At 64.0% G+C, this 13,609-nt stretch carries 6 protein-coding genes and 6 pseudogenes; 7 read left to right on the top strand and 5 right to left on the bottom strand.

From position 1 onward, the window contains the following. Positions 1–146: 146 nt before the first annotated feature. Positions 147–419, top strand: a complete 273-nt coding sequence (locus tag E3U25_RS02885; protein ID WP_072463278.1) for a WYL domain-containing protein — start codon at positions 147–149, stop codon at positions 417–419. A gap of 9 nt (positions 420–428) precedes the next feature. Here the strand turns inward: E3U25_RS02885 and E3U25_RS02880 are convergent, their stop codons facing one another. Beyond that, on the bottom strand, positions 429–707 hold the full coding sequence (locus E3U25_RS02880) for a hypothetical protein (RefSeq protein WP_147304475.1): 279 nt from the start codon (positions 705–707) through the stop codon (positions 429–431). Positions 708–1,404: 697 nt separating this feature from the next. Between E3U25_RS02880 and E3U25_RS02875 the strand changes: the two are divergent. The 4 genes and pseudogenes from E3U25_RS02875 (at position 1,405) to E3U25_RS02860 (ending at position 5,695) form a co-directional block, all read left to right on the top strand. Continuing rightward, a pseudogene (locus E3U25_RS02875) lies at positions 1,405–3,122 on the top strand (IS21/IS408/IS1162 family transposase). Positions 3,123–3,174: 52 nt separating this feature from the next. Further along, positions 3,175–3,772: pseudogene (locus E3U25_RS02870) on the top strand (IS66 family transposase); the annotation flags it as partial. Beyond that, positions 3,772–4,065: pseudogene (locus E3U25_RS02865) on the top strand (hypothetical protein); the annotation flags it as partial. The pseudogenes E3U25_RS02870 and E3U25_RS02865, both read left to right, overlap by 1 nt. A gap of 697 nt (positions 4,066–4,762) precedes the next feature. Further along, positions 4,763–5,695, top strand: coding sequence for a hypothetical protein (locus E3U25_RS02860; RefSeq protein WP_147304476.1), 933 nt, complete (start codon positions 4,763–4,765; stop codon positions 5,693–5,695). 65 nt (positions 5,696–5,760) lie between these two features. On the opposite strand, the gene fdhA is transcribed toward E3U25_RS02860, so the two are convergent. From fdhA to E3U25_RS02845, 3 genes are all read right to left on the bottom strand, one after another. Further along, complete coding sequence (gene fdhA / locus E3U25_RS02855; RefSeq protein WP_116221256.1) at positions 5,761–6,945, bottom strand: formaldehyde dehydrogenase, glutathione-independent; 1,185 nt, start codon at positions 6,943–6,945, stop codon at positions 5,761–5,763. Positions 6,946–7,020: 75 nt separating this feature from the next. After that, positions 7,021–8,088 (bottom strand): FAD-binding oxidoreductase, encoded by a 1,068-nt coding sequence (locus E3U25_RS02850; RefSeq protein ID WP_072462712.1) that lies wholly within the window; start codon positions 8,086–8,088, stop codon positions 7,021–7,023. A 2-nt stretch (positions 8,089–8,090) separates the two neighbouring features. Next, positions 8,091–9,329, bottom strand: a complete 1,239-nt coding sequence (locus E3U25_RS02845) for an aromatic ring-hydroxylating oxygenase subunit alpha (RefSeq protein WP_116221257.1) — start codon at positions 9,327–9,329, stop codon at positions 8,091–8,093. Between the two features lie 115 nt (positions 9,330–9,444). Between E3U25_RS02845 and E3U25_RS02840 the strand changes: the two are divergent. Continuing rightward, a pseudogene (locus E3U25_RS02840) lies at positions 9,445–9,846 on the top strand (LysR family transcriptional regulator); the annotation flags it as partial. A gap of 68 nt (positions 9,847–9,914) precedes the next feature. After that, positions 9,915–11,988, top strand: a pseudogene (locus E3U25_RS02835) (recombinase family protein). Here E3U25_RS02835 and tnpC read toward each other — a convergent pair. Then, positions 11,951–13,582, bottom strand: a pseudogene (tnpC, locus tag E3U25_RS02825) (IS66 family transposase). The pseudogenes E3U25_RS02835 and tnpC sit on opposite strands and share 38 nt — an antisense overlap. Positions 13,583–13,609: the final 27 nt, after the last annotated feature.

Here is a 13,609-nt window from a genome sequence, read left to right as displayed (position 1 = left end):
TGCGTCCCGGTTCGCACGAAAACCTTGACCCGCCGATCATGGCACAATTGCGCAAGACGATCTTCGTCAGCCATCTGGGTCGCCGTCGAAGATGGAGCTGTCGAACGCGCCTTTCGTGGCGCCCCAGGGCTTCAACCTGAAAAGTTATGCCCACAACTGGGATCTGGCAGGAGGAACCCGAGGGCATCGTCCGGCGCTTTTCCCCGCGCGTTGCCCGCGATGCAGCCAGCTATCGCTTCCACCCTGCCGAGAGGCACGAGCCGCAGGACGACGGCAGCCTGATCGTGCGTTTCCGCGCCGACGGCCTGCAGGAAATAGCCTGGCATCTTGCCCGCTGGGGTGGAGAGGTCGAGGTGCTGGCCCCCCATCGGCTGCAGCAGATGGTGCGGGATCTGGGTGCGCGGCTGGCAAGCCCGTAACGCAACCGCTTACAGGAAGCGTTTCCCCAGTTCGCCGGCGGCACTGACATCTTCGCCGATCCGCTCTCTTGCTGGTTTTGTTCTGGCGTGGAATTCGTCGCTGACATCCCTGACGAAATCCGCCGGACTCAGCCCTGCGTGAAGGATGCACTCCAGGAAGGCGCAAACGTCAAAGAGATAGCCATAAGCGCTCGTCGCTGCACTCGTGCTCACGATCGAAAATATGCAGGCCGCGAAGGCAAGGATCCACGCAAAACCCGCCACACCACGAAACCCGAGCCAGGACAAGAGCGTCGCCGCCGCAACAAGATATTCGGGGATATCCGAACTGGCATTCAGGGCGATGGATATGATCGCCCGAATACACGGTCCAGAGCAGAACAAAAACGATCAGCCCATAGATCGATTTGCTCCACCTGAGGATACCACGGGCATAAAGAGGCGTCAGCATGGCCAATGCGGCGGCACCGGAGATCAGGGTGGGCTTGATCGAATAGTTCTTCGAGAAAAAGTGCAGGCTCGGCGCAGAATAGTTCTTGAAGCATAGAGCAGTGGCAACAAGCAGAAAAATGATTGCCAGCAGCTTGGTCGTGCGCTCGGAAAGCGTCTCCTCGCTGGTAAGGATGTCTACGGCAGCAAAGATCTTGGCCTTTATCCAGAGAATCCATCATTCGTCATGGTCAGCATAGTGCATATTCCCACATCACGCCTGCGTGAAGGACGATTTTGAGCCGGTGTTCGAAATTTCATGTGGCACGGCCGGAATCCGGCCTCCCGGCCGAGACCGGCCTTATTTGCATGTCGGCATGTCAAATGTAAGCCGGCATGGCCAACTGCCCCCGTAACGGGGTGATCGGCTTCCCAAACGGCCCCTCTTTCACTGATGGTCATGATGCCCCCGTGGTCATCGGGGGCACAGTGCGGGATGCTGGTTGTGGAGACGATTGCGAAGATCCGTCGGGCGTATTTCCAGGAGTAGAGGACGATCAAGCAGATCTGCCGGGAGTTTCGGGTCTCGCGGAGTGAGGCGTGAGCCGCCATTGGTTCGAGGCCACGCCGAACGGTGCGGAAGGTGATCCGGTCCGGCGCGACGGAACTGACCCATGAACGGACAATCCAGCCGCTGCCGAAGATCGGCCCTTGGAGAACCAAGCTCGACGAGATGCTGGCGGCAAACGCCCGGAAGCCGAAGCGCGAACGCCTGACCCTGATCAGGATCTTCGAGGCACTCCGGTCCTTCGGCTATGACAGTGGTTACGATGCTGTCCGGCGTTACGCGGCCTCGTGGTCCAGGGAAGAACAGGAAGCTTCGGCCGCCGCCTGTGTGCCGCTGGTCTTCGATCCGGGCGAGGCTCGACCCCATCGACCGGAGCCACGAGATCGTGGTGATCGATGGGGTGACCACCACCGTGAAGGTGGCGCATGTCCGCCTCTGCCACAGCCGGATGCTGTTTGTCCGGGCCTGCCCGCGCGAGACGCAGGAGCCTCAGCCATCGGGTTCGGACCGATGGCGCCGCGATGGCTTCGATCTTCGACGCTCATGACAAGGCCTTCGCCTTCTTCGGCGGCTGCGCTCGTGGGATCTACGACAACATGAAGACGGCGGTGGATACGATCTTCGTCGGCCGCGACCGCGCCTACAATCGCGTTCGCCTGTTCTCTCGAACCGCTGGCGTTCACAGGCTCACTCCGGCAGATGTGCGGGCACTACCTGGTCGAGCCGCCGTCCCTTGGGCTTGAACCAATGGCGCCTCAATGAATGGCCCTGCACCCCGGCCTCTGGCTGGGACTGCGCCTGCGTGGCGCCATCGGTTCGAGCCCGCTGGCGCAGGGACAGGTCGAGAACCTGGTCGGCGTTGTCCGGTGGCGGTTCTTCGTGCCTCGACCGAAGTCCAAGAGCCATGCCGAACTCAATGCCTGGCGCGAGGATCGCTGTGTTGCATGGGCCAGGTCGCATCCGCACCCGGAGCTGCGCGATCGCACGATCTGGGGGGTGTTTCAGGACGAGCGTGCGAGCCTGGTGCCCTATGTCGGCCCCTTCGACGGCTTCCATGCCGTGCCCGCCTCGGTATCGAAGACCTGCCTGGTCCGGTTCGACAAGAACCGCTACTCGGTGGACGGTCGCGCTGTCGGTCGACCGCTCGAGATCCGCGCCTATGCCGAACGGGTCGAGTTCCGGCAGGACGGCAGGATCGTCGGCCAACCCATCCGCGCCTTCGGCCGCGACAGGCCATCTACGATCCGCTGCACGATATTCCGGTGCTGGCCCGCAAGCCCGGCGCCCTCTGGAACGGCGCTCCCTTCAAGGAATGGAAACTGCCGCCAGCGATCAGGCGCGTTCAGCGCAAGCTGGGCAAGATGCCAAACGGCGACCGGCAAATGGTCCAGATCCTGAGCATGATCCCGACCGACGGACCGGATGCAGTGGAATCCACTTGCGCGGAGGCCCTGAACGAAGGCGCCCCGGCGGCAGCTGTGGTCCTGCACATCCTGGCCCGGCATCGCGAACCGCCACCGCCGCTGACCATCGCCACGCCGGATGCGCTGCGGCTGGCCTGCGAGCCCGCGGCCGATTGCAAACGCTACGACAGCCTGAGGAGACCGAGCCATGGAAAGATCACAGGTGCTGGACGCGTCGTGTCGAAGACGCGCATCCCGCAAGACGGGCCGGCTGAAGCTCTACGGCATGAAAGCCGCCTATGATGAGATCATCGCCACGGCAGCGAAGCGACAGCCCGAGCCGCAGCAGATCGTCGGCGACCCCCGCCTTCGGGAGGCCGCGTGTTGGACCCACCTGCGGCGCGACTTCCATGGCGAATGGACTAAGACCAAATCCGTGATCGCCCGCGAGGCGCTCGACCGCATCGGCGTGCTCTATGACATCGAGCGGGAAATCGACGGCCGTCCTGCTGATATCCGTCTTGCCGCCCGGGAAAAACACAGCGCCCCAAAGGTCGAGGCCTTCTTCGCATGGTCCGAGAGCCAACTCTCGCTGATCCCGGGCAAGGGTGAATCTCGCCAAGGCCTTTCGTTACGGGCTCAGCCGTCGTGCCTCATTCAGCCTCTTCCTTGAGGACGGCCTGGTGGCGATCGACAACAATCCCGCAGAACGCGCCCTGCGCCCGATCGGTGCCGGGCGCCGCAACTGGCTCTTCGCTGGCGCTGATACTGGTGCCGAGACGCTGGCTCCCGCCATGACCATCATCGAGACCGTCAAGATGAACGGCCTCGCTCCGCAGGCCTATCTGGCCGACATCCTGACCCGTATCCACGATCACAAGATCAACCGGCTCGACGAACTCCTGCCGTGGAATTGGGCGCCGACGACCGAAACCTTGTCCGATACCGCCTGATGGCAACCGTCACCCATGTCCGCACCCTCGACTACGTCGCCAGGATGCTGGGCGAAGATCCCGAGCTGCTCGAAGCCATCGTCTCCAATGACGACAACCTGAGCTACGGCGCGAGCATCAGCGTCCATACCGGCCCAGACGACACCATCACCGCCCTGACCGATGACGGCATCGATGAACCGAAAGACATGCTCACGGCCGCGCGCATCACCACCAAAACCTGGCACGCGTTCCTCGACGACTTTGTCGATGACCAGAAAATCGTCACCCGCATCAAGGCACAGTCGCCGCGGGAACAATCGGCCGGTTACGCCGCGTGCCGTCGCATGCCTGCTGAAAACCTACGAGCGCCTGTTCTCTCTGCGGATGGGTTCGGTGTTCGATTAACTCTGACCCCAAAAGGCATCGACCCATCTGCTGCGGGGCTTCCTGGAGCCTAATCCGACCGGAGTACGGTCGTCCGGGGTGGCATGCATGCTCCGTCGGGCGACCAGCGGAGAATTTTCGCCTCCTGCGGCATGAAAACCTGTGTAGCATCCAGGATTGTCCCATCCTCGATCCGCGAATTCGCCGCCTGGGAGGTGGGTGAGCGTGAAAACCGTGACGCGTAAACGTCGCGGCTACAGTAGGATCAAAATAAATTGTTTAATATAAATCATCTGAGAAGCGATGATGCTGCGACGCAAATGAACACATATGATTATGGGAATAGGCATGACCGAATGTATGCGCGTGTGAATATTTATTTATACTGTATAATACGTTACATGGTTGCAGAAATATATTTCTACTTTATATTCACAGCCTTAGCGCGTAACAGTAAGCGTGACGAGTGCGTGACACATGTTACGTTGAAGGCTACCGGTCGGTGTGGCAAGAACGATGATCCATGAAAGGCCGACTGGGTTCAATCCGCGTCACCGCTGCATATCCCGTGACAGTTCGCCAACGCCCTTTATAGTGGTCATGCCTGCCGCTGAAGAATGAATCATGCATGTGGTTTCGCTGCTTCGCACCGATATGTTCTCGATCCGCATCGGCGGTGTCGCCTCAGGGCTGGACGACCTGTTCCCCGGCTGGACCGAGCTCGACCGTTTCGGGCTGGTCATCGACGAGCCCCCGGGCGGTGTGGGGGCCACCCACCTGCTGCAAGCCGCGATGATGGCCTATTGCGATGCAAAGCCGCCGCGCCGGACCAGCCGCGCTGTCTATCCCGAGATCTATGCCTTCCATATCGGCAAGTGCGACGGCGCCCATGCGCCCTATGACTTCTGGCCGGCCCGGCGCGAAGTGATCCTGCGCACCGACGATCACCGCGAAGTGCTGGACGCCATCAATGATCGCGGCATCACCCGGCTTGCGGTGCCCGACCGGCCGCCGCGCCAGGTCGTGCATCGCCCGAAGAAGGTCGAGGCGGCGTTGGACCGGCGGGTGGCGATGTCGAGATCGCGGGCACCGACAAGCGCACGGAGTTCAACCCGACGCAGGCGCTTCGCCCGGTTTCGGAAATCGTGGCGCTACGCCGCGCGCCCGACGCCTTGTCCAGCAGCGGCATCCCGATCAAGGAAAATGACGACGATTATGCGCGCTGGCTGGTCGCCTGAGATGAAGAGGTCACCGCCGAAAACCGCAGGCGGCGTTCGAGGCGCAGCAGAGCCTGCGCTCGGCCGAGGGGCTTGCGACCGAGACCTATCGCCGGATCCAGGTCGTCGAGGCGCTGGAACGCCTTGCATCCGCCGGACTGCCCCGGAGTGCCGCCGCGGCGGAATAAAGGCCGGCCTGCCGCTTCAACTCCGCCGGATCGCGTCAAGGACGGCATGCACGGCCTTGTCCTTGCGGCTTTCGGGCAGCATCCATGCGGTGATCGACAGGCGCTACGCTGTTTATGCGCTTTCCATCAGGCGCCTGACTATGAGACTTTAGCTTTAACCAAATGAAAGACCGGCCACGGATCGTGGCCGGCCTCTTTTATGCAAATGTCGGCAGTCTCAGGCCGCCAGGCCGCCATGCGGGTCCAGCACGTATTTCTTGGCCACGCCGGCGTCGAAGCTTTCATAGCCCGCCACCGCCTGGTCCAGCGGGATGATCGTCGCATTGACGATATCGGCGATGGGCAGCCGATCGTGCAGGATCGCCTGCATGAGCTGGCGGTTGTATTTCAGCACCGGGGTCTGGCCGGTGTGCAGCGACTGCGCCTTGGCCCAGCCCAGGCCGAAGCGCATCGACAGGCTGCCCTGCTTGGCGGCATTGACGACCGCGCCCGGATCCTCGGTGACGTAAAGCCCGGGGATGCCGATCTGGCCGGCGGCGCGGGTGATCTCCATCATCTGGTTCAGCACGATGGCCGGCTGCTCGCCGCCGGAATGGCCGCGCGCCTCGAAACCCACCGCGTCGATGGCCGAATCGACCTCGGGCGTGCCGGTGATCTCGGCGATCATGTCGCCCAGCCGGTCGGATTTCGACAGGTCCACCGGCTCGAAGCCGACCTTGCGGGCATGCTCGAGCCGCTCCTTGTTGAAGTCGCCGATCATCACCACGGCCGCGCCCAGGATGCGGGCCGAGGCGGCAGCCGCCAGACCCACCGGGCCAGCGCCCGCGACATAGACCACCGAGCCGACGCCGACGCCGGCCTTGACCGCACCGTGGAAGCCGGTGGGCAGGATGTCCGACAGCATGGTCAGGTCGCGGATCTTCGACAGGGCGCGGTCGCGATCCGGGAATTTCAGCAGGTTGAAATCGGCATAGGGCACCATGACATAGCGCGCCTGGCCGCCGATCCAGCCGCCCATGTCGACATAACCATAGGCGCCGCCGGCGCGGGCCGGGTTCACCGTCAGGCAGACGCCGGTGTCGCCTTCGCGGCAGCAGCGGCAGCGGCCGCAGGCGACGTTGAACGGCACCGAGACGATGTCGCCGATCTCCAGCATCTCGACATCGGCGCCTTTCTCGATCACCTCGCCGGTGATCTCATGGCCCAGCACCAGGCCCGGTTCGGCGGTGGTGCGGCCGCGCACCATGTGCTGGTCCGAGCCGCAGATATTGGTCGAGACCACCTTCAGGATCACGCCATGCTCGATCTTGCGCCCGTCGGGGGATTGCAGTTTCGGGTCGGCGATGTTTTGCACCTCGACCTTGCCGGGGCCGATGTAGACCACGCCTCTGTTGCTGCTCATGCGATCTCTCCTCCTCATCCTTCGTGTGAAAGCTGTTTTCGTCTGTTGGCGAACGGCAGGTTTCCCACCTGTTGTTCACAGGTCGATGGTAACGTTTCCGATGGGCCTTGAGCAGCAGGCGAGGATATAGCCCGCCTCGACATCCTCGTCGGTGATGCCGCCGTTGTGGACCATGTGGACCTGGCCCGAGAGCCTGAGCACCTGGCAGGTGCCGCAGATGCCCATGCCGCAGCCCGAGGGGATCGGGATGCCCGCCGCCCGCGCCGTGGCCAGGATGGTCTCGGTTTGCGCGCAGCGGGCGGTCTTGCCGGATGCGGCGAAGCTGACCTCGGCCAGCGCGTCCTCTTGCGGCACCACGTCCTCGGGCACCGCCTCGGCCTCGGCCGGCGGGGCGCCGAAGCTTTCCTGGTGATAGCGGGCCATGTCGTAGCCCAGCCCGTGCAGGATGTCGCGCACCGCCTGCATGAAGGGCTCGGGGCCGCAGCAATAGACGTCGCGCTCCAGGTAGTCGGGCGCGACCAGGCCCAGCACCAGCTGGTTGACCATGCCGCGATAGCCGGTCCAGGGCCGATAGGGGTCGGGTTCCTCGACGATCCATTTCAGGTCGATGCCGGCGACGCGCGTCGCCATGTGCTCCAGCCGCTCGCGGAAGATGATCTCGGAGGGGCGGCGGGCGCAGTTGACGAAGACGATGTCCGGCGCCCGCCCGGAATCGTAAAGGAAGGTCGTCATCGACATCATCGGCGTGATGCCCGATCCGGCCGAGATGAACAGGTATTTCGCGGCCGGATCCCGCATCATCGAGAACTTGCCCGCCGGTCCCCTGGCGCGGATGCGCATCCCCGGCCGCAGGTGGTCGAACATCCAGCGCGTGCCGATGGAATCCCTTTGCGCCTTGACCGTCACCGTCAGCGAGGTCGGCCGCGAGGGCGAGGACGAGATGGTATAGGTGCGATGCAGCGGCCCGCCGGGCAGGGGCAGCTCCAGCGTCAGGAACTGCCCCGGCTCATGGCTGAAGAGCGCGCCCGAGGGGCTGCGGAAGCAGAAGGTCATCACCTCCGGCGCCTCGGGCAGGAACGAGACGCATTCCAGCTCCTCGGCGTCGGTCCAGAAGGCCAGCGTCGGTTTCAGTGCTGCGTTCATCGTCACTCGGCCGCCATGCGGCTGGGGCCGAGCGCACGCTCCATGGCATCCGCATACCAGTCCACGAACTGGATGACGCCGCTTTCCCAATAGTCCGAATAGGGACCGGGGACGAAGGCGGGCGTGCTGACGCCAAGCTGGTTGGTCTCGACCACTTCGCGATCCTCGTCATTGGTGGCGATCCAGACCTCGGTCAGGCGCTTGAGGTCGTAGTCCACCCCCTCGACCGCATCCTTGTGCACCAGCCAGGTGGTGGTCACTTCGGTCTCGGTCGGGCTGATCGGCATCACCCGGAAGGTCAGCGAGTGATCGGGCAGGAAATGGTTCCAGGTGGTCGGGTAGTGGAACACCATCAGCGGGCCGGCGTCGGCAAAGGGCACCCGGCCCAGGTTCTTTTGCACCGCGACCTTGCCATCCATGGTATAGCTGACCGCATCGCCTTCCAGCGGGGCGCGGGTCAGGCGGAACTGGCCGTGCTCGCCCAGGTAGAACTGCGCGGGTGCGCCCGCGGCGGTGCAGCGGTCGAAATGCGCCTGCAGTTTTTCCGAGACGCTGCCGTCGGGCATGATGCCGGACATTTCCGGGTCCAGCGGGAAGGATCGGCACAGCGACGGATGGTTCGCGCTGCAATGATAGCATTCGCGGTTGTTTTCCCACACCAGCTTCCAGTTGCCCTTCTCGATGATCGAGGAGGTATAGGCCACCTTGGCGTCGCCGAGGTCGTGCACGTCCAGATAAGGCGCCGCCTTTTGCGCGAATGTTTCGAAGTTCGGCGGGTTCTCGGCCAGGCAGATATAGACCAGGCCACCGACCTCGCGCAGATGGACGCTGCGCAGCCCGTGCTGCGAGGGGTCGAAATCGGCATTCATCTTGTCGGCCCAGACCAGCCGGCCGTCGAGGTCGTAGGTCCAGGAGTGATAGGGGCAGACCAGCTTGGCCACCTGGCCCTCGCGGGCCTTGCAGACGATCGAGCCGCGGTGCCGGCAGGAGTTGTGGAAGGCGCGGATCTCGCCGTCTCGGCCCTTGACGATGATGACGTTGTAATCGCCGATCTTCAGGGTGACGTAGCTGCCCGCCCTGGCCAGCTGGCAGGCCGGGATGGCATAGAGCCATTCGCGATACCAGATATTCTCCAGGTCGAGCTGATAGATCTCGGCCGAGGTGTAGAAGGGCTGTTCCAGCGCATGTCCGGGCCGGCGGCGCGCAAGCAGGTCATGGATGTTCGGTTGGGTGGCTGTCATTGTCGGCTTCCACGCTGAGGTTGAACTGGCCTAATATTCCGCCGACTCGTTTCCCATTGACAACGGCATAAAAATTCATCCTGGATTAGGTGAAGTAACCTGAATACGGCCCGGCATGCCCAATCCCCATGACTTCGCCTCGATGACCGCGCTGATCTGCTTCGAGGCGGCGGCCCGCAACATGAGCTTCAAGGCCGCCGCGCAGGAGATGAACGTCACCCCCGCCGCGATCAGCCACCAGGTCAAGGCGCTGGAGCAGAACCTGGGCTGCGCGCTGTTCATCCGCCGGCACCGCGGGGTCGAGCTGACCGAGAAGGGCGCCTTCCTGCTGGTTGCGCTGCAACGCGGCTTCGAGACGATCTCGGACGCCGTCAGCCGGCTGCGCGACCGGCCCGATGCCGTGGACGTGACCATCCGCACCACCACGGCGGTCAGCGCGCTGTGGCTGACCCCCAAGATCACCGCCTTCTGGAAGATCCACCCCGGCATCACCGTCTCGCAGATCATCAGCGACGTGGCCACGGCGGCCATGCCTGGCCATCCTCCTGGCCGAAGCGGCGGGAACGCGCGAGTTGGAGCAAGACAATGATGGACGGTGATCTCCTTCCGCCGGCCATCCTGCAGCACAAGGCGGTGGTCCATGTGCGCCAATCGACCCCGGCCCAGGTGGAGTTCAACACCGAGAGCCGGCGACGGCAGTATGAACTGGTCGAGATCGCGCGCCGTCGTGGTTTCCGGACCGTGGATGTGACCTGTGACGATCTCGGCCGCTCCGCCAGCGGCATGGTGGCCCGGCCCGGCTTCGAGAAGCTTGTCGCCGCCTTGTGCGCCGGGGAAGTCGGCGCCGTGCTCTGCTTTGACGCTGCGCGGCTGGCACGCAACGGCAGGGACTGGCACCACCTGCTCGAACTGTGCGGGCTTGTCGAGGCGCGTGTCATCGACCTCGATGGGCTCTCACGATCCCTGCCTGCCGAACGACCGCCTGCTGCTCGGCATGAAGGGCAGCATCAGCGAGTTCGAGCTTGGGGTGATCCGGGCGCGCATGCTTGACGCCGCCCGGGCGAAGGCGCGCCGTGGCGAACTTCGGATCAGCGTGCCGATCGGCTATATCTGGCATCGCGAGGCCGGCCTCGGCCTCGATCCTGACTTCCGGCTCCAGCAGGTCATCCGGCTGGTCTTCGAGCGATTCCGCCAGCTCGGCAGCGCACGGCAGGCGCATCTGTCGCTGGCGGCGGAGGGGGTGTTCTTTCCGCGCCCCTCGGACGGCAAGCGCCTGACCTCCTTCGACTGGACGGCGATCCGCTATCGCAACGTCATCGGGCTGCTGAAGAACCCCTTCTACGCAGGGGCCTATGTCTATGGAAAGAGCGAGAAACGCATCGAACTGGTCGACGGCCGCGCGCGCAAGACCTACGGCCATGGCAAGCCGCCTGAGGCATGGGACGTGTTGATCCACGATCATCATGCCGCCTATATCGATTGGGCGGAATACCAGCGGAACCAGATGCTGCTCGCAGCCAACGCCTATGGACGTGCGGGAGGGCAGAAGTCCGGGCGGGGCGGTCGTGCCCTTCTTGCCGGCATGCTGACCTGCGGGCGCTGTGGCCGCGGCCTGGCCGTCGCCTATGCCGGCGCCCCGCCCGGGCGTCCGACCTATCGCTGCGACCCGCCCAATCTCATGCTCGGCCTGCCGCGCTGTCTCAGCTTCGGTGGATCCCGTGTGGACGCCGCGATCGCATCGGAGATACTGCCCGTGGTCGAGCCGATGGCGGTCGAAGCCGCACTGGAGGCGGAGCGGATGCACAGGGAAGGAGAGGCCGAGCGCCGGCGCGTAGCCGAACTCGACCTGCAGCAGTCAGAATACGATGCTTCGCTGGCGGAACGGCGCTATGCCGCCTGCGACCCGGAGAACCGGCTTATCGCGGCCCAGCTCGAGAAGCATTGGGAAACTGCGTTGCGGCGTGTCGAGGCTTGCCGGGCGCGCCTTGCCGCGACGGATACCCCGGACCCGACCGCGCCGATGCCCGACTTTGAGGGCTTGGCAGCGGATCTTTCCGCAGCCTGGTCGGCGCAGGGTGTCGCGACCCGAAGCCGCCAGCAACTGATCCGGGCGCTGATCTCGGACATCATCGCCGACGTCGACGACGCGACACGGGAGGTCGTGCTGACGATCCACTGGCAAGGTGGTCAGCATTCGCAATTGCGGGTGCGCAAGCCACGGACGGGGGAGCACGGCTGTCAGACACCGGAACAGGCTCTTGTCGTGATGGAAAGCATGGCGACGCGCCTTTCCTATGCCGATATCGCGGCAACCTTGAACCGGATGGGCGTGCGAACCGGCCAGGACAAGACCTGGACGGCGCACCGGGTGGCCTCCATCCGCAGGGTCCGCAGGATCCGCGCCTTCCGCTCGGCCGAGAAGGATGGAGCATGGCTCACAATGCGCGAGGCCGCGGCAAAACTCGGGGTGACCAGCCATGTCGTGCGACGCATGATCCAGGACGGGATCCTGCCTGCCGATCAGGTCGTTCCAGGCGCACCCTGGCAAATCCGGGCCGAGAATCTTGAGAATGATGACATCATCAAGGCCCTCCGGCAGAAAGGGCGCCCGCGTCACACCGTTAGCCGAGACCAACTTCCAATGTTTCCAGATACTTGAAGAAGAGGGGCAATGACTCACCACTCGCGATCGGCCTGATCAGGTTCTCGACCCTATTGGATTCGATCTCGACGCGGCCATCTTCGAGGAACAGTTCGAAAGATGGCCAGCGGCTGAGACCATATCGGAAGGCCCTGGCGAGATCGCCCTTGCCGGGAATGCGCAGCAGCTGGGCCTCGGTCCATGCCTTAACAGGCTGCTGAAAAAGTCCTTGCGACAGGACAGCGCGGGCGGGGAACCGGGAAATCCGCCTCAAATTTGCCGAAAACACCCTATTTTCGGGCCGATATTAGCTGGATCCAGAACGATTTCCGCTGCGTCGCCCTCTCAAAATCCTTTTTCAGCAGCCTGTTAAAGGCATCAACCATAGGTCGGGAGTGCGTCTGGCGCGCGGCCTTTCGCAGTTCGGCGGACTGGCCGGCGATTTCGCGTTCGACATCGTGGAGCTTGATCGTAGAGCTTGCCGATCCGCTCCAGGGCCCCCCGGGCGATCTCGGATTTCGGGCCTTCCCACACATCGTGGAAGTCGCGGCGCAGATGCGCCCAGCAGGCCGCCTCGCGGAATTGGCGGCTGCCATCCGCGCGCGGGGCGTAGAGCGGGTTGAAGCCGGCATAGGCGTCCGCTTGCAGGATGCCACCGCTGTCTTGCAGGTGGTGCTGGGGATGCTCCCCTTTCCGGTCCGAGGAAAAGCGGTAGACGACGCCGGGCGGCGCAGTGCCGGCCCACGGCCTCTGATCCGAGACATAGGCCCAGACCCGACCCTGCTTGACGCCTTTGCCGAAGCCACGATCCCGGCGTGACCGGTCAAGGACGCGGATGGGCGTGTCGTCCGCATGCAGGATCGGTGCCGCCATGACTTCGGCCTCGATCCGCTCGATCACTGGGGTGAGCACCTTCATGGCCCGACCACACCAGCCCAAGAGCGTGCTGTCCGGAATGTCGGCCCCCATGCGGGCGAATATCTCGTGCTGGCGATAGAGCGGGAGGTGGTCGTCGAACTTGGAGACGAGGATCTGGGCCAGCAGCCCCGGCCCGGCCATGCTGCCGGGAATGGGACGGCTCGGCGCGGCAGGCTGCACCATTCTCTCGCAGCGGCGGCAGGACTTCTTCACCCGCGCGATCTGGATCACCTTCATCTGGGCTGCGACCAGGTCGAGCAACTCGCTGACATCCTCGGCCACCACACGCAGATCGCCGCCGCAATCAGGGCAACACGGACCGGGATCGAGCTCGCGGCGTTCGCGGGGTGTTGCGTCCAAGACGCGCGGACGGCGGCGAGGCCTGGGCTCCGCGACAGGGTTGTCGGTCTCGGCAGGCTCGTCTTCCTTGATCGGCCCGCCACTCTGCTCGGCAACCGCGACAAGCAGGTCTTCCAGCGTCAGTTCCAACTGGGCGATCTCACGCTCGATCTTTTCCGAGGACTTGCCGAAGGCCTGTTTCTGCAGTTTTGCGATCCGCAGGCACAGGGCCTGAACAAGCTGCTCATGGGCCTGGAGCGTGGCCGGCATGCGTGCATTCTCCGCCTGAAGCGCGGCAATCATTGCCTTCAGGACAGTGGGGATTATCCGAGAGAATGTTGGCATCATCAGACATGCCGACCGATACCACGCGCAGGTCGAT

This window comes from Paracoccus versutus, assembly GCF_029909795.1.
Classification (GTDB): Bacteria; Pseudomonadota; Alphaproteobacteria; order Rhodobacterales; family Rhodobacteraceae; genus Paracoccus; species Paracoccus versutus.
Note: the sequence above shows the minus strand (reverse complement) of the source record. Positions and strands in the feature narration are given on the sequence as shown.

Excerpts from the sequence above, each read along its gene's own strand:
- E3U25_RS02885 (WP_072463278.1), top strand. The coding sequence starts at position 147 with ATGCCCACAACTGGGATCTGGCAGGAGGAACCCGAGGGCATCGTCCGG.
- E3U25_RS02860 (WP_147304476.1), top strand. The coding sequence starts at position 4,763 with ATGCATGTGGTTTCGCTGCTTCGCACCGATATGTTCTCGATCCGCATC.
- fdhA (WP_116221256.1), bottom strand. The coding sequence starts at position 6,945 with ATGAGCAGCAACAGAGGCGTGGTCTACATCGGCCCCGGCAAGGTCGAG.
- E3U25_RS02850 (WP_072462712.1), bottom strand. The coding sequence starts at position 8,088 with ATGAACGCAGCACTGAAACCGACGCTGGCCTTCTGGACCGACGCCGAG.
- E3U25_RS02845 (WP_116221257.1), bottom strand. The coding sequence starts at position 9,329 with ATGACAGCCACCCAACCGAACATCCATGACCTGCTTGCGCGCCGCCGG.